The organism is Blastopirellula sediminis, assembly GCF_020966755.1.
Lineage (GTDB): Bacteria > Planctomycetota > Planctomycetia > Pirellulales > Pirellulaceae > Blastopirellula > Blastopirellula sediminis.
This window is the reverse complement of the sequence record NZ_JAJKFT010000004.1, coordinates 602,448-623,650: the sequence shown is the minus strand read 5'-3', so window position 1 is coordinate 623,650 and position 21,203 is coordinate 602,448. Positions and strand designations below refer to the sequence as shown.

Here is a 21,203-nt window from a genome sequence, read left to right as displayed (position 1 = left end):
ATGATTGCCGCTCAGGAGAACGTTGAGCTTACTCAATCCAAACCGGCTGCGTGAACGCCCCGTTCGCGGCGACATCCCACGCTTCCAGTCGAACCCACTTCGCGACGGAGAGATCCAGTTTCGCCGTGACTTCTTTCGCTCCGAACGCTTCTTCCTGCCGCAGGTCGATACGGTGGCGATAGACTTGCTTGCCGTCTCCCCAGATCACTTCGGCGTAGTTCGGCGGGAAGGTCCATTCCAGTTGAAGCTTCACGTTCGCCTGTTTGGCGTCGGCGGCCGGCAAGATTTCGCCGCTTCGTTTTCCGCCGACGGTAAAGCTCGGCAACAGGACTTCGCCGGTGGAGACGAAGAAGGCGCCGCTGTGCAAGGCGTCGACGACCGGCTTCCAGCCTTCGTCAAACTTGGGGACTTCGCCCAGTCGCAGATAGTTGACGTTCATGTGCCCGTACAGTTCGTAATTGGGCATCACGCGGAAGATGTCGACTTCGCCCAAGATATATTTCTTCTGGCCCCAGTTCGCCATGTCGTCTTCCAGGTCGAGAATCCGCACGCCGAGTCGCGAGCGCGAATAGTCGGCCGGCATCGCTTTCCACGCGGCGCCGAGGAAGCGATCCGACTTGTAAAAGGGAGCGTCGCGGTAACGATCAGGATAGCCGAACGACGACTTCGTCCGCGCGTGCGCCGTCCACATCAGCCCCTCTTCCTTCTCCATCAGCCGGAGCACATCCTCCGGACTGTGAATCGCGTAGACCGTGCCGAGCCCATCCACTTTGGTTTCAAAAGGCGCGTCCTGCGGCGGGTGCAGCAGCCAATAAACCGGCCGCGGAAACATGCTGATCCAATGCCCGCCGAGTTGCACGTTCGGCTCTTCGCCGGGGATCAACAGAAAGTCGTCGCTCGAAAGCCGCCGGCACTCTTCATGCAGCAGCGCAAGCTGCGTCAAACGCTGCTCGATAAAGTCCGGCGAATGATGCACGTGAAACTCGGCCAGGTGGACCATTTCGATTCCCCGATCCTGGAACGCTTTCACAAATGGCGGCGATTCCAATCCTGCCGGGATCCCAGTCGTCTGCTGTTCGCGCTGCTTGCGGAGGTAGTCGAGCGTATGCTCAATGTGGTAATGACTGGTGAAGGTGCGATATCCTTCCAGCTTTTTGAACCGATCGCCATGCGTGAAGCGTTTCGTTTCGTCGAGTGCGTCGTCGGTTGTGCCGCCGCTCAGAGCGATGAAGAAGCTGAGCCGCTGGTCGGTATTCGGCGGCGCGTTCACCCACGGCACGAACCGCCCGTCCCCTTCCGGCGGTTGCCGAACGCCGAGGCCGGTTCCCTCCCCTTTCCGCCAGCCGGTTCCTCGCCAGACGAACTTGAAGTTGTCGGCGAAGTCGAGCGGGTAGAGAAACTGATGCGGCGGTGGAAAGACGACCAGCGAGCCCCCTTCGGTCTCCCCCGCAATCGCACGATAGCGAGCGTCGACCGCTTCCGCTTCGTCCTTCGATTTGGCCGCGACCGCTTGCAGCCGATCGTGCGAATCGATCCAGGCGAAACGCCGCCAGGCGTCCGGCTGATCGCTGACCACTCCGGCGTCATACAAAAATGCCACCGCATCCTGCTCGGTGCGCATCACCGCAGTCGTCTGAATCAACCGGCAGCCGGGATAAAAGGTGAGGAGCAGACCGCCGGAAAATGGCCCCGCGGCCGCGCCGTCGAGATAGATCGAGCTGCTCCGTCCTGCGCTAGAGACTTCTACGTCAGTCGGCGTCAGCTTCCAGGGGAACGTCTCGTGCGATCGGCGCGGGGGATTGTCGAAAAACGCGTTCCAGCCTTGCGGCTCCAGATTGCGGCTGCCGACGGTCAGCCAATACTTTGGGCGGAGTTTTTCGGCGATTCGCTTTTCGCCTGCTTCGCTTTGGATCGCCAGAACTTCGAACAGCGGCGTGTTTTCGGCCAGGCTCAATTGGACCACGCCGGTCTCCTGGTCGCTAATCGGCCACTTCACGAACAGTTGGTCCGCAGCCCGCGTGATCTCCACGCCGGAGTCGGCTCGATAACGGTCAAAACGGACTTCTAGCGCTGGGAGCGATCCGGCGGCCAGCAGCAAAAGCAGGAGGCCAAGACGAAAGGAGACGAGCATGGGGCGACTCGCGGAAAGGCGACAATTTGGGAAGAAGCAGCCAGAAGGGGGTTCAAGCGGCAGTCTAACCCGCGAAGAATACAAAAGCACGCACCTGACATCTCTAAAACGCAAAGACTCAACCGGGCCGTTTTTGATTGCGGCCTTCTCTTCCGCTGCGCGAACCCCCTGCCGAAGAGATCCCTCCGAATAGTGTCAGCGCGATTTCGACGATCCCTTGATGGGGATTCACCAAAACTTCAAGCCAGCCTCGGCGGGCGCGAAAGTTTGGTTGGAGCCAGACGCCGAAACGAAGACGAAGTGCGAAAAAGCTGGGAAAAACGAGCGTTTTGACGCTCCCAAACCGATCGGCTACCTCAACTCTTCACACCGTTTCGGTCAACCGGCAGCAACCGATCAAACTTCACGCCGAAAGGTTCGGCAATGAAACGTTGCTGTCAAAATCGCAGATGTGTTATGCTAGGGGCCTGACTTCGCTCCCCTCCTCACCCCAACTGGGGTCGGAATCCAGCCCTACTAAAGTTCCTTTGATCGAGCCTAAACGACTGTAGCTCAACTAGGCAGAGCGTCCGTTCCAACGGTTAGAAATCGGTTCGAACCCGATCAGTCGTCATCGACAATAACCTCAGGGAGAGATGGATGTCGGCAATTCTCGAGCGCCCAACGCTCGTACTAAATCGAAACTGGCAGCCTGTCGGCGTCGCTTCGGTGGCCCGCTCGTTGACCAAGGTGTTCAGCGGCACGGCGAGGATCGTCGATCCGCTCAGCTATCAATTGTACGACTGGGAAGATTGGTCGCAACTTGTTCCGAACAAGGACGAACCCTTCATCTCGTCGCAGCGGCTCAAGATCCGCGTACCGGAAGTGGTCACGCTGATGAACTACGACCGCGTCCCGCGCAACACGGTGACGTTCAGCCGTCGTAACGTTTTCAAGCGCGACAACTACACGTGCCAATACTGCGGCGCGCGTCCGGGAAGCGAAAGCTTGACGATCGACCACGTTCTGCCTCGCGCCCAAGGGGGCGAGTCGAGCTGGGAGAACTGCGTACTGGCTTGCGTCGAATGCAACCATTCGAAGGCGAACCGTACGCCCGATCAAGCGAAGATGCCGCTTCACTCGATTCCCGTTCGTCCTCGCTGGTCGCCGGTCTACGCGGCTCGCCGAGTACGAATCGAATCGTGGGCGAAATTCATCAGCGAAGCGTACTGGGATACCGAACTGGGCGCTTAGACGCTTCGCTGAACCAGGTTAAACGCGAACAGCCGTCAGAGTCGCTCTGACGGCTGTTCTTTTTTCGAATTGTTCAAGTTGGGTGGCGCTGCTGGCTTGTCCAGCAGTGGGACCCCGGTACGCGCTGCACACTGCTGGACAAGCCAGCAGTGCCACCCATTTCGCTACGTCTTCCCTGCAACCGCCGGAGGCGTGTTGACCAACTGTTGCGATTCCAGCTTCAGCAGTCGGTCATAATCTTTCTGCACCTTCTCGTCGGCCATCACCGGCAGGTTGACCGCCAAGGCGCGCGTCTCGAGCCAATACTTCAGCCGTTCCAGTTTCACGACATTAAGATCGTGCTCTTCGATCTTCTCCTGCAGCTCTTCGCAGGCGGTATCCAGTTCCTTCAGCTTGGCGTACTTCTCATGTTCGAGAATCGCCTGCTTCACGGTCTCCGCTTCTTCCGTGATCAGGCGCCCCGCTTCCGGATGCCACGGGCTGCCGAGCGACGGCCAGCGCAGCTGGAGCGATTTGGCGATTTCGATCTTCGCCTTCCCCTGCTCTTGCCGCTTCTCGCGCAGGTCGCCTTCCAGCTTCTTCTTTTCTTCCTGCTGCCGTTTGATCGCTTCTTCGGCGTCCTTACCGCGGTCGGCGCCGGTCAGTTCAAACCGTCCGCTCAGCCCTTCGATCACTTCCCGTTCGCAGGCGGAAGCGGAGGCCAACAGCGCCGCGATCGGCGAGTGGATGTTCAGCAGACCATCCTTGCCGCTGGTGGCCGAATAGTGACGCAGCAAGGCGTCCGAAGTCCGGGTCGGAATGTCGATCGTATTGGAGGTGAGCACGGTGTAGGCATGCGCTTCGAGGAGCGTGCACTGTCCGTCGCCGTCGTAGTCCGGCTTGTCGACCGATTGCCCGGTACGCGTCTGGCCGGTCAGCGCTTCCCAGAAATAGGAAGAGTATTCGCGGTACTCGGCTTCTTGAACGTTCGGGGTACATCCGGCGGCGGTCCGGTCCGGGACCGTCGAAAAGAATCCGCACCGCAGATGTTCGGCTACGCCGTTTTCAGGATCGCCCCCCTTGAAGATCAGGTTGCCGAAGCCGCCGCTATAGCACTGAACCATCACCGCAACTACCGGCGTCTCGGTCGGCAACTGGTCCAGCTTTTCGGTCCACTCGGTCACCGTCATCTCGTTGGAATTCCAAAGATGGGTCAGGTTGTTGACCAGCGGCTTTTCCCGCTTCTTCGGCTCTTCCTTTTTCTCTTCTCCCTCTTTCTTCTCTTCGTCTTTCTTTTCCGATTCCTTCTTCTCGGAGCCGCGTGCACTTTCCGGCTTCGACTTGCCGCCATGTCCGGTGAAGTAGAAGACCAATCGATCGTCTCCCTTCAACCGCTCCGAGAGATCTTTCAGCGTCTTCTCGATCACTTCCGGTTCGGCCGCGCCGCTGACGCCGGGGATTTCGTAGTTGCGATAGCTGAAGCGGATGCCGTTGCTCGGACCGATGATTTCGGCGAGCAGCGTGCGCAGCTCTTCCGAGCCCCGTTCGACATCTTCGTACTGCAGATCAGGCTGCGGATTGTCGCCGTCGTCAAACAGAATCAGATGCTCTTGCTTGTCGAGTCCCAGCTTAGCCAACGTCCGCTGAAAATAGAGAACGTTGTTTTCGAGCGAGATCTGACTGCTCTTCGCCGCCGGGCCCCCGCCGACCGTCAGAAAGTGATCCGCCGCTTGAGCTGCAGAGAGAGGAAGCGCGACCAAACAAGCGCCCGCGCAGAGAAGTGACGACAATCGAACCATAAGAAACCTGTCCTCGTGAAAGTCAAATAATTTGACATTTATTTCGCGGCGCCACTGCGGCGTGCTGCGATGGTCGTTGGCGATCCCAAACGGACGCCATCGCAACTCCACGACGAGACAGCTTCGATAGCGTCATCGCTCAAAGAACCAACTCCTCTCACGGCGAAAGGTGTCGTATTTTCGGGGATAATACGAACGCTTCTCCGCTTTGCCCGGCGACCAATCCCAGCCGCAAGACAATCGGCAATTGTACTTGCTCGCTGGCGAGAAAGCGCCGGTTGGTACCCGCAAATGCCAGAAAAAAATCAGCGGAGCGTCGCGGCGTCTTCCGGCGCAATCCGGCCCGCCTCCAGCACCATCGCAAACCAACCGGCCAACTTTTCGTCGTTCGGCCGCGTCTGGCCGGTCTCCGGATGCTGCGCATGACAGGGGGCCCAGCGCCGCGTCAAACGAACGATCGCCGCGCCGAGCGCGACCTCCGCTCCTTCGCTGAGTTCGCTCAGACCAAGCCCGCTGACGGTGACGTTTTCTCCCACGCTTCCCGGCGGCGGCGCGACGCCGTCAATCAAGAGTCGCTCGTAGAACTCGGCGTCGAACAGGCTCACCGCCCGCTCGTTCGTCTCATGCTCGACAAACCGATGCTTGTCGCCGACCACTCCTTGCGGCGTCAACTCGATCGCATCGACCGCATAGCGCGGAATGCCGCCGGAAGCGGAAACGCAGACCGCGACGACTTTGCCTGGCTGGTTCATTGGACCTCACTGCAAAACGTGGATATACGCCGGCGGAACCTCATCGGTCAGCCAAACTTGATTCGGCGTCACGTAGAACAAATAACCATCACCATGCATCCGCCCTGATGCGACTTGCAATAGCACCGGCTTCCCTCGCCGCTGTCCGACTGCGCTGGCGGTCTCACGATCATGGTGCAGGTGAACATGATGGCGAGCCATCTTCTTGAGTCCCGTCTCCAAAATGATCGCGACCGATCCTGCCGGCGTCCCATGCAACAGAAACTCCGGCGGCTCGGCCGGTTCATAGCCGAGTTCGACCTCGACCGAGTGCCCCTGATTCGCACGAATGCGTCGCTGGTCGTCGGAGAACTTGAAACGCTGCTTGTCGTTCTTGGTCACCACTTCGCGCAGTTGTTCGACGGTCAATTTCTTCCCGCTTCGATTCATCGCAGCGAGAAGCGTGTCGACGTCGATCCAACCTTGCTCGTCGAGTTCGACTCCAATCTTATCGGGCTGATGCCGCAAAACCAAACTTAGAAATTTGCTCGTTGATTTGAGCTGTTTTTCATCCATATTCTTTTCAATCCATTATTCAATCTCTTTGCTATTTACCAGGACGACGCCGCTCGCTTCCATCTGCTCGATGGCGGCGGTCACATCCCCTGGTTGTAAATCGACGCCGCGACACGCGTCAGCGATCAGGTACACCCGATAGCCGAGAGCAATCGCATCGAGCGCCGTCGATTTCACGCAGTAGTCCGTCGCAAGTCCGGCGATATAGACGTCGGTCACCTTCTTCCCCTGCAGCCAAGCGTTCAGTCCGGTGTCGTGCCGACGATCGTTATCAAAAAAGCCGCTATAGCTGTCGACCTGCGGATTGTCTCCCTTGTAGATGACGTGATCGATCGTCGCCGCGTCCAACTCTGGCGGAAACTCGCTTCCTTCCGACTGCTGCACGCAATGATCCGGCCACAAGATCTGCGGCAGGCCGTGCAGATCGATCTCGTGGCCGATCTCGTGGTCCTCATGCTGACTGGCGAAACTTTCATGCTCGGCTGGGTGCCAATCCTTGGTGGCGACGACCAGGTCAAACTTTCCCATGACCTCATTGATCACCGGCACAATTTGATCCCCATCGGCGACCGCCAAACTTCCGCCAGGCAGAAAGTCGTTTTGCACGTCAACCAGCAGTAAGGCCCGCATCTTCGCCTCCTCGTCACAGTTCAAAGTTGAATCCGTCTTTGACCAGTTGTTGATACTTTTCGCGATCGAAGCGATACAGCCGCGCCGCTCGATGCGAAACGTCCCGCTCCACTTCGTTCAAATCTTCCAGCACGCCGAGACTGAGCGCCTTCTTGCGAAAGTTTCGCTTGTCGAGCGAACGCCCCAGCACGATTTCGTACATCCGTTGCAACTGCCGCAGCGAAAACTTCTCCGGCAACAGCTCGAAGCCGATCGGCTGGTAACGGACCTTTCCTTGCAGCCGCTCCTGCGCCATCTGCAAGATCTTGTCGTGATCAAACGCCAGCGTCGGCAGGTCGTCCAGTTCAAACCAGGCCGCCGCTCGGGCGTCGGTCGCCGCTTCGACTTTGTGATCTTTCAAGTTGACCAGGGCGTAGTAGGCGACCGTGATCACGCGGGTTCGCGGATCGCGATTCACTTCGCCAAACGTGTAGAGCTGCTCGAGGAACACTTCGTGAACGCCGGTCTCTTCCTGCAGCTCACGCATCGCCGCTTGATCGAGCGATTCTCCCATTTCGACGAACCCGCCAGGTAACGCCCAACCCCCTTCAAACGGCTCGGCGTCCCGCTGAATCAGCAAGATCTTCAAGCCGTCGTCATCCAGCCCGAAAATCACGCAGTCGACGGTCACCGAAGGTCGAGCATATTCGTAAACGAACGCCATCGCTTATTCCTCCTCGTCCAACGCACTCGCTTCGTGGATCATCCGTTCCCGTTCTTTGAACAGTTTTTGATCGATCCCGACTGGATAACCGTGCGGATTCAATAGTCGCCGCACGCTCGGATGAAACCGGGCCAGCTCCGCTTTCGTTCTGGCCTGCATCTCCAGGAGGGTCGGATTCTGATACACCACTTCTCCCTGACGAAAAACAGGAGTCAGCAACGTTTCGCATTCCCAGTTGGCCGACAGCTTCTTGCGACGCAGCGGATCGGCCGGATCGACGATCGCCTTACCGTCCGGTTCTCCCAACAGTTCGTCGAACATCAGGTCACCGGCGACGCGTCCATCATGCGAGTAGCGTCGCACTTGCAAACGTCCCGGGATCGTCGTTTTGATCCGCTGTTCCGAGAGCTTGATGCGATGTTCCCACTCACCTCGTTCGTTTTGAATCGCAGACAATTTGTAAACGCCTCCTAATGCCGGCTGGTCGTAGGCGGTCGCGAGTCGCGTCCCCACGCCCCAGACCGAAATCTTGGCGCCTTGCTGCTTTAAGCTTTGAATCAAATACTCGTCCAAGTCGCTGCTGCCGACGATCGCCGCTTCGGGGAAGCCTGCTTCGTCGAGCAGGCGACGCGCTTCGATGCTCAAGTAGGCCAGGTCTCCCGAGTCGAGTCGGATGCCGACCATCTTGTGTCCGCGACGCCGCAGCTCTTCCCCCGCTTCGATCGCGTGGCGAACCCCTTCGAGCGTGTCGTAGGTGTCGACCAGGAAGACGCAGTTGTTCGGCATCGCGGCGGCGTAGTCGGCGAACGCTTCCCGCTCGTCGCCGTAAGCCATCACCCAGCTATGTGCGTGCGTCCCGCGAACCGGAATCCCCAGGATCTTCCCGGCCAGCACGTTCGACGTCGCGGCGGCGCCGCCGATGAACGCAGCTCTGGCGCCGGTCAAACCGCCGTCGATTCCCTGGGCTCGGCGAAGACCAAACTCGAGGACCGATTCCCCTTCGGCGGCCTGACAGATGCGAGCCGACTTCGTCGCGATCAAGGTCGAGAAGTTGATCAGGTTGAGGAGCGGAGTTTCGAGCAACTGGGCGACCAACAGCGGCGCCGTCACGCGAACCAGCGGTTCGTTCGGAAAGACGACGGTCCCTTCGGCGATCGCCTCCAGATCGCCGGTAAAGCGAAGCTCGGCGAGGTAATCGAAGAACCCTTCTTCAAACAGCGGCCGATCGTCGTTGCCGCGAAGGGTCGCCAAATAGCCCAAATCTTCGTCGTCAAACCGAAATTGGCGGAGATAGTCGATCGCCAGTTCCAAACCGGCCGCGACCGCATACCCCCCCTGAAACGGCAGTTTGCGGAAGTAGAGATGGAACGTCGCCAGGCGGTCGGCACGCTGCCGTTTCCAATAGCCGTAGGCCATCGTCAGCTGATAAAGGTCGGTTAAAAGTGCGAGCGACCCGCGATATACAGTAGGCAACATGGTTTCGCCTCCAGCGTCTTTGTTAGTGTATCCTATACACTATAGATACCCCATGGCAGCCCCAAGGTTCGAGCCTGGGGAAAATATTCGTGAAAAAAATGCGGGCTTCCTGGGGCTCACTCCTGTTGACGGTTTGGCGTAAGTCCGTGCAAAATCGTCCCTTTGAGTCGCGTAGGCCGGTTTTAACCCTCTGCGAAATCCTGGTAGGTTTTCTCCATGTCGCTCGTTTTCCCCGTCGCTTCCCCATTGGAAGCCGATCCCATGCACGAAGCGCTCCCTGAAATCATCGCCGACCTGTCGGACGACGGAGACGTGGATGACTACGACACGTTTGACGACGACGACTTCGACGACGATTTCGACGAAGACTTTGAGGAATTCGAAGACCAGGAAGAACTGGGAGACGGCTTCGACGACGACCTCTTGATTGACGACGACGACTCGGACTCCGATGCCGACTTCTTCGATGACGACGACGAAGAAAAAGAAGAGGAAGAGAGTGAAAAAGAGGAAGGCGAAGAAGAGGACGAGGACTAAGTCCACGTCCTTGGCCGCGGATCCTTCGGCCCGAACAAAGAAAAAGCCCCGCAGGTTGCGGGGCTTTTTTTATGTTTTTTCGCTTTGCGAAGTTCGCCGACTACTCGCTGCCGAAGCGGCGATTGCTGCTGTTGATGCCGGCTCGTTCCAGCAGCGATTTGCTGAGGATGTCTTCCATCACATTCTCTTCTGCCGGCGGCGGTCCAACGGCGCCCAACTCGGATGGATCGTACTTCAGCTCGTAAACGTGCTTGGCGATCGCAATCTTGTCGCCGGGATCGATTCGCTTTTCGCCGGTCTGGACGCGCTGGTTATTCACCTTCGTGCCGTTGCGACTGTTTTGGTCAATTACGAACCAATACCCTTTGTTGACATACAACTGGCAATGATTCGAGGAAACGTTGGCGAACCGCAACACGATGTCGCACGTCTCTCGACGTCCAACCAACAGACTCTTCTTCAACAGGGGAATGGGATCCCCCCCGCCCACAGGAATGAGCTCTCCGAACATAGATGATGCCTCTTCTATTTTCCGTCCCTTGGCCCACGACGAAAATCATTTAAGATGAGATGATCATTGGCCTTACGGATCACTCTAACAACTTAACATTTGCAGTCAACAATCCGTTGGTCGACACTCTACCCCCCAATGTACCTGACTGGCGTCTCGCCGGGCATCGTTACCATTCGTATAACTTCTTTCTACGCAAGAAGTTTGGGCAACGAATCCAAAAAGTCAGCGTCGACGCAAAATTTACTTGCCCTAATGTGGACGGTACGGTCGCCAAAGGAGGTTGCACCTTCTGTGACAATCGTAGCTTCAGCCCGAGCCGCCGCGTTCCGATCCGCAAGATTACCGATCAGATCGATGACGGCATCCGCCGCCTGAAGATGCGCTACAAGGTCGAGCGGTTCATCGCCTACTTCCAACCGGCGACCAACACCTACGCTCCGGTCGAACGCTTACGTCCTCTCTACGAGCAAGCGGTCTCGCACGACAAAGTAGTCGGCATGGCGATCGGGACGCGTCCTGACTGCGTTCCGCCGCCGGTGATGGACTTACTGGCCGAGATGGCCGAGCGGACCTATCTGTCGGTCGAGTACGGCCTGCAAACGATTCACAATCGCTCGCTCGACTGGATGAACCGCGGGCATCACGTCGACGCCTATTACGACGCCATCGAGCGCAGTCAGGGGCTCGGCTTCGAGATCTGCGCGCACGTCATGCTCGGTCTCCCCGGCGAGTCGCACGAAGACATGATGGCGACCGCTCGCGTGATCGCCGATTCGCCGATCCAGTCGGTCAAGATTCACAACCTCTACTGCGTCAAAAAGACGCCGCTCGCCGATCAGGTCGCCGCCGGCGAAGTTCGCTTGATGGAACTAGACGAGTACGCCAGTACGTTGGTCGACTTCCTCGAACTGCTGCCGCCGCACATGCTGGTCGAACGAACGATCGGCGACGCTCCGCCTGACTACTTCGTCGGTCCCGCCTGGTGCCTGGACAAGCCGTCCGCCCTGAAGGCGATCGCCGACGAACTGGAACGTCGCGACTCGTGGCAAGGAAAACGCTATTCGGGCGATGTTGCGGTTTGCGACGCTCCGAACGGGCAATTAGCCTGAGACCCTATCCCCTCCCCTGCTTTTCCAGCTTGAGACGCGCCGCGAGCCGAACCGATAACGGTTCGTATCCAACCGCGTTTCCGCAGTTCCGCCGCACTTGGCCCCACCATGAACCAGGCGACTCCAGCCGAAACTCCTCCCGCTTCGTCGGCAATCGGCGATTGGCGTTGGTTTCTGTTGGAAACGCTGGCGATCACGCTGATCTTCGCCCTTTACGTTGCGACCCTCGGCCCCGAAGTCAACGAGCCGCACTACCTGTGCAAAGCGAAGCACTACTGGAATCCCCAGTGGCTCCCCAACGACTTCTTCCTCTCGGCGCCGGGCGCCCATTACACCTTCTATTGGACGCTCGGCTGGCTGACGCTGTTCCTGCCGCTGCCGGTCGTCGCGTGGATCGGCCGGTTGATCTCGTGGCTCGCTTTGGCCGCGGCGTGGCGGTATCTCAGCTTCCTGCTGATTCCGCGTCATTGGTGTAGCGTCGCAACGGCGGTGATCTGGCTGGCGACGGTTCACTACGGCCACTTGGCCGGCGAATGGGCGGTCGGCGGCGTCGAAGGAAAAACGTTCGCCTATCCCTTCGTACTGCTCGCGCTGGGACTGGCGCTGCAAAACCGCTGGAACCCGGCGTGGGTTTCGCTCGGCATCGCCAGTGCGTTTCATATTCTCGTCGGCGGCTGGTCAGTCGTCGCATTGGGAATCGCCTGGCTGCTGGTCGGCCGTAAGTCGACCTCCTTCTTTTCGATGCTGACCGGTTTGATGGGGGGCGGATTGATTTCGCTCCTTGGACTCGTCCCGGCCTTGCTGCTCACCGCAGGCGTACCGCCCGACATGCAGAGCGAAGCGCATCAGCTCTACGTCTTCTATCGCTTGCCGCATCACTTGGTGGTCCACCGAATGGATCCGCTCCGGCAGTTCTGCTTCGCGACGGTGACGGCCGGCTGGGCGATCTTCGCCTGGTCGACGCGGCGCGATCCACGCATGAAGTTGGTCAACGCCTTTGCAATCGGCAGCCTGGTGATCGCCGGCTGCGGCGTGGCGATCGATCAAGTCTTTTGCTATTGGCTCAGCAACTTCGACCTTGCGGCCAAGCTGCTCCGCTTCTACTGGTTCCGGCTGAGCGACGTCGCCGTGCCGCTCGGACTTGCTCTAAGCGTCGGACTGCGACTGTTTGTCGTGGCGGAAGAAGAACGCCGCTCGCTCGTTCGCCGCGCGTCCATCGCGATCGTGCTGCTCGCGACGACGATCGCCCTCGGCATTCGGATTCAAGCGCGACTCGCTTCGCCGATTCCGCCGGCCGACGACATGGCGTCGGTCTCGGACTATACCGAGTGGCTCGCAATGTGCCGTTGGATCCGCGAGAACACGCCCGCCGACGCGACCTTCCTGACGCCGCTGAATCAAGGCTCGTTCAAGTGGGACGCGCAGCGCAGCGAAGTGGTGACGCATAAAGACGTTCCGCAGGAAGCGCTTAGTTTGCTCGGCTGGAAAGAACGCCGCTGGCGGACGATGCGCTACGAGCGTCTCACCAGCAATCAAATTCGGCTGTTGAGTCGCGACTACCATTTCGGCTACGTTGTAGTAGACACCCATTCGCGACCCGACTTTGCCGGCTGGGATTTTCCGCGAGTTTATCCGGTCGACGAAAACTCCGACTCTCCCTATGAAATCTTTCGCGTCCAATAACGCTCCCAGCGCCGAGTGGACGAGCCAGATCTGCGCCCAACTTGGCGCCCAGCTTCCCACTACGCCGATTAGCGGCCCCTATTCGCCGCAATTGGTCTACGCACGCCACAATGGGCCGCCGCGGCATGACGCGCGACTTGCCTCGGTTCTCATCCATATGTTTCCGCACGAGGGCGTCTGGTCGTTTCCCCTGGTCCGCCGGGCCGACGTCGGCGACGTTCATTCCGGGCAGATCGCGCTCCCCGGCGGGATGATCGAACCGCAAGAGACCGCCGCCGACGCTGCGCGGCGAGAATTTGAAGAAGAAACCGGCGTGGCGATCGCCCCGCAGCAGATCGCCGGCGAACTTTCCCCGGTTTACATCTATGTGAGCAATTTCTGGGTTCGCTGCTTCGTTTCGGTCGGCCCCGAGATCACTGCGTGGTCACCCTGTGACCGCGAAGTGGCCGAGTTGATCTTTCTGCCGATCGCCGACCTTTGGAACGAGCAGATTCGCTCGACAATCCAGGTAAACCGCCGCGGCTTACAGTTGGCAGGCCCCGCATTGGAGATCGGCGGCAGCCTGTTATGGGGAGCGACCTACCACATCTTGATGAACTTTGTGCAGGCCCTCCAGTCTGGCCAGGACTAGCGGAAAAGCGTGCCTGAACCTTGGGGGACTCCCCGTGTCTGAAAAGCCGCGAAGTTCTATACTGAAGCGAACTTGGGGATAATCGCGGCGTTTGGCCGTCCCCTTTGAGGAATTTGAGAAAGCTCGAAACATGACCATTCGCGTTGGCATTCTTGGCGCCACTGGATACACGGCATTCGAACTTGCGCGGATCTTGCTCCGTCATAACGGCGCGAAGATTACCGCACTCACCACGCGCCAAGACGATCGCCCCCATGTTTCGTCGGTTCACCCGCAACTGACCGGGCGGCTCGACCTCCATTTGGAAAACCTCTCGCTCGACGAACTGGCCGAACGGTGCGACTGCATTTTCGGCTGCTTGCCGCACGCCGCTTCGGCCGCGGTGGTTCCCGGATTGCTGGAGCGCGGCCTGAAGGTGGTCGACCTCAGCGCCGACTATCGGCTGCGCGACGTCGCCGTTTATGAAAAATGGTACGGCGAAAAGCATCCCGATCCGGCCCGCTTGCCCAATTCGGTTTACGGCTTGCCGGAACTGTTCCGCGACACGATCCGCGGCGCCGAACTGATCGCCAATCCCGGCTGCTACCCGACTTCGGCCACGTTGGCCCTTGCGCCGCTGCTGAAGAACGGCATGATCCAGCCGACCGACATCCTGGTCGACTCGAAGAGCGGCGTCAGCGGCGCCGGACGTACGCCGAAGCTGGGAACGCTTTACTGCGAAGTGAACGAAAGCTTCTCGGCCTACGGCGTCGGCACGCATCGCCACATGCCGGAGATCGAACAAAACCTGCAGCAAGCCTCAGGGCAGAAGTGCAGCGTGATCTTCACGCCTCACCTGGTTCCGATGGATCGCGGCATTCTCAGCACCTGCTACGCGAAGCCGACCGGTCCGGTGACGACCGCCGAAGCGATCGCCGCGTTGCGTGAGTTTTACGCCGACGAACCGTTCGTCCAGGTGATCGACGGAATGCCGGCGACCAAGAGCGTGAGCGGCACCAACTATTGCCATTTAACCGCCCGCGTGGTGAACGATCGGATCATCGTGATCGCGGTGATCGACAACCTGATCAAAGGCGCCTCCGGCGCCGCGGTACAAAACTTCAATTTGATGTACGACCTGGCGGAGACGACCGCCCTGGTCGACTAACGGCCGTTGTCGGCGTTTCCACAGCTAACCAATCAAATTCAGATAAGCGACGGCAAGATGGACGAATCAACTCAACAGATCAAAATTCCCGCTGGATTTCGCTTCGCCGGGGTCCATTGCGGTCTGAAACGAAATCCGAACAAGGAAGACATCTCCTTGATCGTCTGCGACGCGCCGGCGACCGCGGCAGGCGTCTACACCACCAACAAGGTCTTCGCCGCGCCGGTCCGCTGGGATCGAAGCCGAACTCCCTCCAATAAAATCCGCGCCGTCATTACCAACTCCGGCAACGCCAACGCGTGCACCGGCGAGCAAGGCGAAAAGAACTGCGCCGAGATGGCTGCGATCGTCGCCGAGCACATTGGCGCTGCGGCTGACGACGTCCTCGTGATGTCGACCGGCATCATCGGCGTGCAATTGCCGATGGAGAAGATCCGCAGCGGCATTGCCGCCGCCGCGAGTCAGACCGGAACCGAAGCGCCCGCGTTCATCGCCGCCGCTCGCGGCATTTTGACCACCGACAACGGCAAGAAGCTCGCTTCCCGAACTGCGACGATCGACGGCCGCACGTTCCAGATCGCCGGCATGTGCAAAGGCGCCGGGATGATCGCGCCAAACATGGCGACGATGCTCAGCATCGTTCTGACCGACGCGCCGCTGACCGCCGAACAGGCGCAATCGGTCCTGGGCCAGGTCGCCGACGAAACTTTCAATTGCATTCGGGTCGATGGTCACATGAGCACCAACGATACGCTGCTCCTGTTGGCCAGCGGCGCCGAAGGAGGCGCCCCGCTCACCGATTCGCAGGTCGATCAACTGCAAGCGGTGATGAAAGAAGCTTGCGAGGAGATGGCCAAGCTGATCCCGGCCGACGGCGAAGGCGCCACGCACTTGATCAAGATCGACGTCGAAGGTTGTGCGACGCGCGAAGACGCCAAGAAGATCGCGATCGAAGTGGCCGATAGCCCGCTAGTCAAAACGGCGATCACCGGCGGCGATCCGAACTGGGGACGTATCGTCTCGGCGGTCGGCTACGCCGGCGTTCCGTTTAATCCGCTGAAGCTGGAGCTGCGTCTGAACGACATCCTCCTCTACCAGGAAGGAACGCCGGTCACGTTCGACGCGAAGACCGTCTCCGGGTCGATCAAAGGAAGCTTTGAGACTCACGTCCAGCTCACCCTCTTCGAAGGGGACGCCAAGGCCCGCGTCTGGGCGAGCGATCTGACGGTCGACTACGTGAAGTTCAACGCCGACTACTCGACGTAGTGTCCGCTCCGCGGACCAGCGTCAATGGTGAACAATTCCAACACTAACCCGAGGCGCAAGCCGAGGGAAAGCGTCGGGAATTGCGCGAAGCGTCGTTCGTAGATTTGCGGCTCGAATCGAAGCCGTTCGCGTCCGATGAACTCCGGCCGCATTCCCTCGGCTTGCGCCTCGGGTTAGTGTTGCGAGCACCCTGCTAGCACTGCTGCGATCGCGGCGAAATCGCCCTGTCTTCAATTGGGGGATAGCGTTACACTCTCCGCTCAGCCGTCCGTTTTTTTCTGACGCACGGCGCCAGCTACGACGTTTGCTCCCAGAAGGATGGATCGCACGATGAGTATGGAAGCCAATCCGCGAAAACTGTCTGTCGCCATGATTGTGCGCGACGCAGCAGAGGCCCTCGCCGCGACGCTCGACTCCATCCAACAGATCGCCGATCAGATCGTCGTGGTCGATACCGGCTCGCAAGACAATACGCTCGCCTTGGCCCAAGCCCGCGGCGTCACGGCGATTTCGCATCCGTGGCAAGACAGCTTTAGCGAGGCCCGTAACTTCGCCTTGTCGCAAGTGACCGGCGACTGGGTCCTCTGGCTCGACGCCGGCGAAACGCTCGACGCGATTGACGCCCAAGAGCTTCGCGCTTTCGTCAACGAAGGCGCCGACGCCGCCATGGCGTACGTTATGATCGTCAAGGTTCCGCAAACGGCCGGCGGCATCGGCTCGGAACAGATCGGCAAGATTCGCCTCTTCCCGAACAACGGACAGATTCGCTTTGAAGGACGCGTTCGCGAAACGCCGATCCTTTCCCTCGCCGAGTGCGAAATGCAGCTCGACGCCCTCCCCTTTCCGATTCGCCGCAGCCATCTGGAACATGATCCGCAGCGGAAGAGCCGCAAGGCGGTCCGCGACGTGCAACTGGTTAACCTCGAAATCCACGAAGTTGGACCGAGCGCTCGCCTGTTGATCTGCATGGCCGAAGCGATGCAAGCTCTGGGCGATCACCAGAACGCGCTCACCTTCTACCAACAAGCGGGCCAACTGGCCGAACCGAATTCGACCGAATCGCTCGAAGCGTATTACGGCGTGCTGACCGCCTACGACGAACAAGAAGACGGGCTCGATAAGCAAATTCAAACCTGCCTGGCCGCGCTCGAATACTATCCGCTCGACGCCCAACTGTTGTGCGCGATGGGGGGCTATCTGCAATCGCAGGGGCATCTCGAACTGGCGATTCGCTCGTTTGAAACCGCCTACAAATATGGCCAGATCAATCCCGAGACCTGGCACATCGAAGACATCGATCAAATCGCCGTCTCCTGCTTCGCCTTGGCGACGCAACTTGCCGGACAGCCGGAAGAAGCGGAAAAGATTTTGAACGAGGCGCTCGCCGAACATCCGCTTTCGATCCGCCTCCGCCGCCAGATCATCGACATGCATGTGAAGTACGCTCGTCGCACCGAAGCGATGGAGCACGTGCAACTGCTGCCGGAGAGCTTCCCGAATCGCGAAGCCTATCGAAGCGCCGTTCGCGGCGCGACGGCCGCCGCTCAAAAGAACTGGGTCGCGGCTCGGCCTTACCTCGAAACCGCCTTCCGCAACGGATGCCGCGAAGCGCTTTGCCTGCGCTGGTTGAGCGTGACGTTGCTTGCCTTGGGTATGCAGAACGAAGCGATTGAGATTCTGAACGTCTGGCGATCAATCGACGCTGCATCGCTTGAACCGCAGCAACTGCTCGCTTCGATCGAACAGGCCAACGCCACGATGAGCTTGCCTGGCGAGTCGCGCACCATCCGCATCGACACCAGCCCCGAAGGGGCCCGCAGCGCTCGCACCGCCGATGCCGCGGCGCGGAAACAAGACGCGAACCAGTTCTAAACCAGCACCGGGTGGCACTGCTGGCTTGTCCAGCAGTGTTCCTACAGGATTCGCGAAGAGGTCGGAAATCCTTTCCCCCGTCGCAAGTTAAAGGCGCATTTTATCGAGTCACGTTGAGAATCAACACTGCTGGGCAAGCCAGCAGTGGCACCCCAAAAACGACCTCAAACTACTTCCCGCCGACTCGCTTCAGCACGGTTTCCAGCGTCTGACGCAGCACGTTTCCGCTGTGACGCAGTTGTTGCATTTCTTTCGGCCAGAGGTCGAGTTCGTACGTTCCGACAACCCCCTTGCGACCAACGACGGTCGGCACGCTGAGGGCGACGTTGCGGATGCCGTAGCAGCCGTTCTGCACGCTTGAGACCGGCATGACCTGGTTCTTGTCGAGCGCGATCGTTTCGATCACGTCGCGGATGGCGATGCCGACGGCGAACCCGGCGCCACCTTTCTTCTTGATCACTTCGGCGCCGCTGCCGCGGGTCCGTTCAAACAGTTCGTTCGCTTTGTTCGGGTTCCAGCCGGGGAACTTCTCAAGCGGCAAGCCGTTGACCGTCGCGTACGACCAGACCGGCAACATACTGTCGCCATGTTCGCCCAGGATGAGGGCTTTGACCTGGGTCGGGGCCAGCTTCATCTCTTGCGAGATCAAGCTGCGGAAGCGGATCGTGTCGAGCTGCGTACCAAGACCGATCACCTGGCTCGACGGCAGGTTCAATCGCTGCGCGGCCAGGTAGGTCAGAATGTCGACCGGGTTCGAGACGACGAAGCAGATCGCGTCCTTTTTCACGCCGGCGCTTTTGACGCTATCCAGAATCGACAGGAAGAGGTCGACGTTGCGATTGATCAGGTCCAAGCGGCTTTCGTCCGGCTTGCGACGAAGACCCGCCGTGATGCAGATCACGTCGCTATCCGGAATATGTTCGTAGCTGCCGGAGGTGATGATCTGATCGGCAACGCTCGGGGCGCCATGCAACAGATCCAAGGCGTGACCGCCAGCCAGATCGGCGTTCAGGTCGAGTAGCGCGATTTCGCGAGCGATGCCGCCGCACTGCAGCGCGAACGCCGCACACGAGCCAACCAAACCGCCGCCGCCGATGATGCTAACTTTCATGTCTCTCTCAACCAGTCAGGGTGTGTTCTGCGTCTTTGGTTCTTCGTAGCCTGAAGCGCCGGCATGTCGCGGCGCCTCACCTGTTGAAGTGGCCAGGCACATTCCCTTGCTTGCGCTGCGGGATAGTGTGGGGCGGCACTTCGACTCTTTCGACTACGAACGCTTCGCCAGTTCGGCCATCACGCGGGTGGTGATCGCCTGGATCAGGGCTTCCTGATCGTTGCCCAGGACCGGAGCGGCGGCTTGCGCCTTCGGGCCCATCGCCGGCGGAGCGGGGAACGCTTTCCGCTGGACGAGCGAATCTTTCCAGCTGTCGCGGAAGATGTCGTTCGCGCAGATGTCGCAGTCCTTGTACTCTTCGGTGTTACGCGGATCGCTCCAGCCCCAACGTTGCTTCAGGTCGAGCAGTTCGCGTTCTTTTTCTTCGGTGAAGTATTCGATGCGGCCCAGCTGCTTCGCCAGGATCAGCATGCGGCAGTAGGCGTCCAGAATTTCGGTCCACCAGTAGGCGCGTTCGACCGTTTCGCCGTAGCTGACCGTACCGTGGTTCGCCAAGAGCATGATGTTGGTCTTGTCGACGAACGGCAGAATCGTTTCGGCGAAGGCCTTGCCGCCGGGGGTTTCGTACTTGGTGATCGGCACGTCGCCCAGGAAGACTTCGACTTCCGGCAGCACGCATTGCGGAATCGGTTCGCGAGCCATCGCGAAGGCGGTCGCGTGCGGCGGGTGGCAGTGGACGACGCTCTTCACGTCGGCGCGACGCTGGTAGATTTCCAAGTGCAGCAACGCTTCGCTCGAACGCGGCTTGCTGCCGGCGATCTGCTTGCCGGTCATGTCGATCGTGGCGATGTCTTCCGGCTTCAGGAAGCCTTTCGACTGCATCGTCGGCGTGCAGAGGATTTCGTTCTCGCTGATGCGGACGGTAATGTTACCGTCGTTCGCGGCGGCGAATCCCTTGTTGTAGATTCGGCGGCCGATTTCACAAATGTCTTGCTTGATACGGTGAACGTTGGTCATCGCTTGTCTGCTCGCTTGGTTAGGAGACAGGGTCGCTAGTCGATTGCGGGGCGACTAGTCCGTTATTGGTCACGTAAGTGGACGGAATCGAGGATCGCCGCGTTGTACGCGTCGACCGGCTTCAGTTCGGGATAAAACGGCTGGGCCGCTTCGCCCCCTTCGCTGAGCGCGATCTGCTCGCCGACGCCCGTCGAAAAAGGGTCGTAAACCACCAGGAACTCATCATCGAGCGGATCTTTCTCGCCGCGCAAATGCTCCAGCGTCAAAGGGACGGCCAGTTTGAGCTGGGCGCCCTGCAACGTGGGGTGAACTCTGCCGAGCGTCACCTTGCCGACGATTTCTGCGATACGCATGAGTCACAAATCCCAAGCGGTTACTTTTGCGTCAGGGCCGCCGGTGCGGCGACCGTCTGATGCAAGTGAATCGTTTCGATAAATTCGGCGATTTTCTCGCGAGCAATTTTGCCCGGATCGACCGCAATCACGTTGGCCGCCGTTTGCGGCAGGACGCGATTGAGCGCGTCGATCGAATCGACCGACGCCGCCCGAATTTCCGCATCGCGATTCGCCGCACAGCAAGCCGCCTCCGGCGACTCGGTCAGCAGAATCACAATCTTGTCTTGTTTCGCGGCCAAGGCCGCTTGCTTGACCGTCGACGTCAAATCGATAAAGACGCCGACTGGTCCTCGTTCGCGCCACGACGTGACGCCGTTGGCGTTAAAGGCCAGCACTTCGACCGGCTTCTTCGCTCGCTTCGCCGCTTCGCTGTCGCGAAGCAGTTTCACGCCGCGATCACGTAGGGCGTCGCGAGCCGCCGGAGTCACGATCGCTTGCGGAGAAACGACCAGCGACTTGGCGCCGCCGATCTTTCCTTCCAGCGTCTCGATCGTCACGATCCGGTCGGCCAGCGCCACTTCGCTGCCGTCGGTCGAAATTTCGACGCTCGGAGCCAGTTGCACCGTCGTCGCCGCGGAACTCTTCTCCAGCGCACGTACCTGCTGGACTACCAGCCGCACAATGCGATCGATTTGTTCCGGGCTCAGTTGCATGACCGTCTCG

Annotated in this window: 20 protein-coding genes and 1 tRNA gene; 9 read left to right on the top strand and 12 right to left on the bottom strand. The window is 59.6% G+C overall.

The genetic code is table 11. The features are described from left to right. Positions 1 to 28 precede the first annotated feature (28 nt). Entirely contained in the window at positions 29 to 2,131 is a 2,103-nt protein-coding gene (locus tag LOC68_RS06305; protein WP_230216875.1) for a hypothetical protein, read from the bottom strand. Positions 2,132 to 2,672: 541 nt separating this feature from the next. On the opposite strand from LOC68_RS06305, the gene LOC68_RS06300 reads away from it, so the two are divergent. Both LOC68_RS06300 and LOC68_RS06295 read left to right on the top strand, forming a co-directional pair. Then, positions 2,673 to 2,743, top strand: a tRNA-OTHER gene (locus LOC68_RS06300). A 27-nt stretch (positions 2,744 to 2,770) separates the two neighbouring features. Next, on the top strand, positions 2,771 to 3,364 hold the full coding sequence (locus tag LOC68_RS06295) for an HNH endonuclease (RefSeq protein WP_230216873.1): 594 nt from the start codon (positions 2,771 to 2,773) through the stop codon (positions 3,362 to 3,364). 164 nt (positions 3,365 to 3,528) lie between these two features. Here LOC68_RS06295 and LOC68_RS06290 read toward each other — a convergent pair whose 3' ends face one another. From LOC68_RS06290 to LOC68_RS06265, 6 genes are all read right to left on the bottom strand, one after another. Beyond that, complete coding sequence (locus LOC68_RS06290) at positions 3,529 to 5,142, bottom strand: hypothetical protein (RefSeq protein WP_230216871.1); 1,614 nt, start codon at positions 5,140 to 5,142, stop codon at positions 3,529 to 3,531. A 305-nt stretch (positions 5,143 to 5,447) separates the two neighbouring features. Continuing rightward, positions 5,448 to 5,894 (bottom strand): MOSC domain-containing protein, encoded by a 447-nt coding sequence (locus LOC68_RS06285; RefSeq protein WP_230216869.1) that lies wholly within the window; start codon positions 5,892 to 5,894, stop codon positions 5,448 to 5,450. 6 nt (positions 5,895 to 5,900) lie between these two features. Then, positions 5,901 to 6,449 (bottom strand): RNA 2'-phosphotransferase, encoded by a 549-nt coding sequence (locus LOC68_RS06280; RefSeq protein WP_230216867.1) that lies wholly within the window; start codon positions 6,447 to 6,449, stop codon positions 5,901 to 5,903. A gap of 15 nt (positions 6,450 to 6,464) precedes the next feature. Continuing rightward, a complete protein-coding gene (gene pncA / locus LOC68_RS06275) occupies positions 6,465 to 7,079 on the bottom strand; it encodes a bifunctional nicotinamidase/pyrazinamidase (RefSeq protein WP_230216865.1) in 615 nt (204 codons plus the stop codon). 13 nt (positions 7,080 to 7,092) lie between these two features. Further along, complete coding sequence (locus tag LOC68_RS06270) at positions 7,093 to 7,782, bottom strand: NUDIX hydrolase (RefSeq protein WP_230216863.1); 690 nt, start codon at positions 7,780 to 7,782, stop codon at positions 7,093 to 7,095. A 3-nt stretch (positions 7,783 to 7,785) separates the two neighbouring features. Continuing rightward, on the bottom strand, positions 7,786 to 9,258 hold the full coding sequence (locus tag LOC68_RS06265; protein WP_230216861.1) for a nicotinate phosphoribosyltransferase: 1,473 nt from the start codon (positions 9,256 to 9,258) through the stop codon (positions 7,786 to 7,788). A gap of 261 nt (positions 9,259 to 9,519) precedes the next feature. Here LOC68_RS06265 and LOC68_RS06260 point away from each other — a divergent pair, with 261 nt between their 5' ends. After that, positions 9,520 to 9,795 (top strand): hypothetical protein, encoded by a 276-nt coding sequence (locus LOC68_RS06260; protein ID WP_230216859.1) that lies wholly within the window; start codon positions 9,520 to 9,522, stop codon positions 9,793 to 9,795. Between the two features lie 100 nt (positions 9,796 to 9,895). Here the strand turns inward: LOC68_RS06260 and LOC68_RS06255 are convergent, their stop codons facing one another. Then, the gene (locus LOC68_RS06255; protein WP_230216857.1) at positions 9,896 to 10,306 is read right to left on the bottom strand and encodes an FHA domain-containing protein; all 411 of its coding nucleotides are present in this window, start codon (positions 10,304 to 10,306) and stop codon (positions 9,896 to 9,898) included. Positions 10,307 to 10,365: 59 nt separating this feature from the next. On the opposite strand from LOC68_RS06255, the gene LOC68_RS06250 reads away from it, so the two are divergent. The 6 genes from LOC68_RS06250 (at position 10,366) to LOC68_RS06225 (ending at position 18,017) form a co-directional block, all read left to right on the top strand. Then, the gene (locus tag LOC68_RS06250) at positions 10,366 to 11,418 is read left to right on the top strand and encodes a TIGR01212 family radical SAM protein (RefSeq protein ID WP_230216856.1); all 1,053 of its coding nucleotides are present in this window, start codon (positions 10,366 to 10,368) and stop codon (positions 11,416 to 11,418) included. Between the two features lie 108 nt (positions 11,419 to 11,526). Next, entirely contained in the window at positions 11,527 to 13,101 is a 1,575-nt protein-coding gene (locus LOC68_RS06245) for a DUF6798 domain-containing protein (protein ID WP_230216854.1), read from the top strand. Next, on the top strand, positions 13,079 to 13,732 hold the full coding sequence (locus LOC68_RS06240; protein WP_230216852.1) for an NUDIX hydrolase: 654 nt from the start codon (positions 13,079 to 13,081) through the stop codon (positions 13,730 to 13,732). Before LOC68_RS06245 ends, LOC68_RS06240 begins: the two co-directional genes overlap by 23 nt. A gap of 130 nt (positions 13,733 to 13,862) precedes the next feature. Next, on the top strand, positions 13,863 to 14,879 hold the full coding sequence (gene argC, locus LOC68_RS06235) for an N-acetyl-gamma-glutamyl-phosphate reductase (protein ID WP_230216850.1): 1,017 nt from the start codon (positions 13,863 to 13,865) through the stop codon (positions 14,877 to 14,879). A 57-nt stretch (positions 14,880 to 14,936) separates the two neighbouring features. After that, complete coding sequence (gene argJ, locus LOC68_RS06230; protein ID WP_230216848.1) at positions 14,937 to 16,145, top strand: bifunctional glutamate N-acetyltransferase/amino-acid acetyltransferase ArgJ; 1,209 nt, start codon at positions 14,937 to 14,939, stop codon at positions 16,143 to 16,145. 330 nt (positions 16,146 to 16,475) lie between these two features. Beyond that, complete coding sequence (locus tag LOC68_RS06225; protein ID WP_230216846.1) at positions 16,476 to 18,017, top strand: tetratricopeptide repeat-containing glycosyltransferase family 2 protein; 1,542 nt, start codon at positions 16,476 to 16,478, stop codon at positions 18,015 to 18,017. A 169-nt stretch (positions 18,018 to 18,186) separates the two neighbouring features. On the opposite strand, the gene LOC68_RS06220 is transcribed toward LOC68_RS06225, so the two are convergent. The 4 genes from LOC68_RS06220 to LOC68_RS06205 all read right to left on the bottom strand — a co-directional run bounded on the left by LOC68_RS06220 (position 18,187) and on the right by LOC68_RS06205 (position 21,193). After that, a complete protein-coding gene (locus tag LOC68_RS06220) occupies positions 18,187 to 19,128 on the bottom strand; it encodes a lactate/malate dehydrogenase family protein (RefSeq protein ID WP_230216844.1) in 942 nt (313 codons plus the stop codon). A gap of 153 nt (positions 19,129 to 19,281) precedes the next feature. Next, complete coding sequence (locus LOC68_RS06215) at positions 19,282 to 20,145, bottom strand: class II aldolase/adducin family protein (RefSeq protein ID WP_230216842.1); 864 nt, start codon at positions 20,143 to 20,145, stop codon at positions 19,282 to 19,284. Between the two features lie 62 nt (positions 20,146 to 20,207). After that, positions 20,208 to 20,498 (bottom strand): EutN/CcmL family microcompartment protein, encoded by a 291-nt coding sequence (locus LOC68_RS06210; RefSeq protein WP_230216840.1) that lies wholly within the window; start codon positions 20,496 to 20,498, stop codon positions 20,208 to 20,210. Between the two features lie 20 nt (positions 20,499 to 20,518). After that, positions 20,519 to 21,193: a hypothetical protein gene (locus tag LOC68_RS06205; RefSeq protein WP_230216838.1), complete on the bottom strand. Its 675-nt coding sequence runs from the start codon at positions 21,191 to 21,193 to the stop codon at positions 20,519 to 20,521. Between the last annotated feature and the right edge of the window lie 10 nt (positions 21,194 to 21,203).

Coding starts and splice junctions, on each gene's coding strand:
- LOC68_RS06250 (WP_230216856.1), top strand. CDS start 10,366: ATGATCATTGGCCTTACGGATCACTCTAACAACTTAACATTTGCAGTC.
- LOC68_RS06215 (WP_230216842.1), bottom strand. CDS start 20,145: ATGACCAACGTTCACCGTATCAAGCAAGACATTTGTGAAATCGGCCGC.
- LOC68_RS06255 (WP_230216857.1), bottom strand. CDS start 10,306: ATGTTCGGAGAGCTCATTCCTGTGGGCGGGGGGGATCCCATTCCCCTG.
- LOC68_RS06205 (WP_230216838.1), bottom strand. CDS start 21,193: ATGCAACTGAGCCCGGAACAAATCGATCGCATTGTGCGGCTGGTAGTC.
- LOC68_RS06240 (WP_230216852.1), top strand. CDS start 13,079: ATGAAATCTTTCGCGTCCAATAACGCTCCCAGCGCCGAGTGGACGAGC.
- LOC68_RS06265 (WP_230216861.1), bottom strand. CDS start 9,258: ATGTTGCCTACTGTATATCGCGGGTCGCTCGCACTTTTAACCGACCTT.
- LOC68_RS06280 (WP_230216867.1), bottom strand. CDS start 6,449: ATGGATGAAAAACAGCTCAAATCAACGAGCAAATTTCTAAGTTTGGTT.
- LOC68_RS06270 (WP_230216863.1), bottom strand. CDS start 7,782: ATGGCGTTCGTTTACGAATATGCTCGACCTTCGGTGACCGTCGACTGC.
- argJ (WP_230216848.1), top strand. CDS start 14,937: ATGGACGAATCAACTCAACAGATCAAAATTCCCGCTGGATTTCGCTTC.
- LOC68_RS06285 (WP_230216869.1), bottom strand. CDS start 5,894: ATGAACCAGCCAGGCAAAGTCGTCGCGGTCTGCGTTTCCGCTTCCGGC.
- pncA (WP_230216865.1), bottom strand. CDS start 7,079: ATGCGGGCCTTACTGCTGGTTGACGTGCAAAACGACTTTCTGCCTGGC.
- LOC68_RS06290 (WP_230216871.1), bottom strand. CDS start 5,142: ATGGTTCGATTGTCGTCACTTCTCTGCGCGGGCGCTTGTTTGGTCGCG.
- LOC68_RS06225 (WP_230216846.1), top strand. CDS start 16,476: ATGAGTATGGAAGCCAATCCGCGAAAACTGTCTGTCGCCATGATTGTG.
- LOC68_RS06245 (WP_230216854.1), top strand. CDS start 11,527: ATGAACCAGGCGACTCCAGCCGAAACTCCTCCCGCTTCGTCGGCAATC.
- LOC68_RS06210 (WP_230216840.1), bottom strand. CDS start 20,498: ATGCGTATCGCAGAAATCGTCGGCAAGGTGACGCTCGGCAGAGTTCAC.
- LOC68_RS06220 (WP_230216844.1), bottom strand. CDS start 19,128: ATGAAAGTTAGCATCATCGGCGGCGGCGGTTTGGTTGGCTCGTGTGCG.
- argC (WP_230216850.1), top strand. CDS start 13,863: ATGACCATTCGCGTTGGCATTCTTGGCGCCACTGGATACACGGCATTC.
- LOC68_RS06260 (WP_230216859.1), top strand. CDS start 9,520: ATGCACGAAGCGCTCCCTGAAATCATCGCCGACCTGTCGGACGACGGA.
- LOC68_RS06305 (WP_230216875.1), bottom strand. CDS start 2,131: ATGCTCGTCTCCTTTCGTCTTGGCCTCCTGCTTTTGCTGCTGGCCGCC.
- LOC68_RS06295 (WP_230216873.1), top strand. CDS start 2,771: ATGTCGGCAATTCTCGAGCGCCCAACGCTCGTACTAAATCGAAACTGG.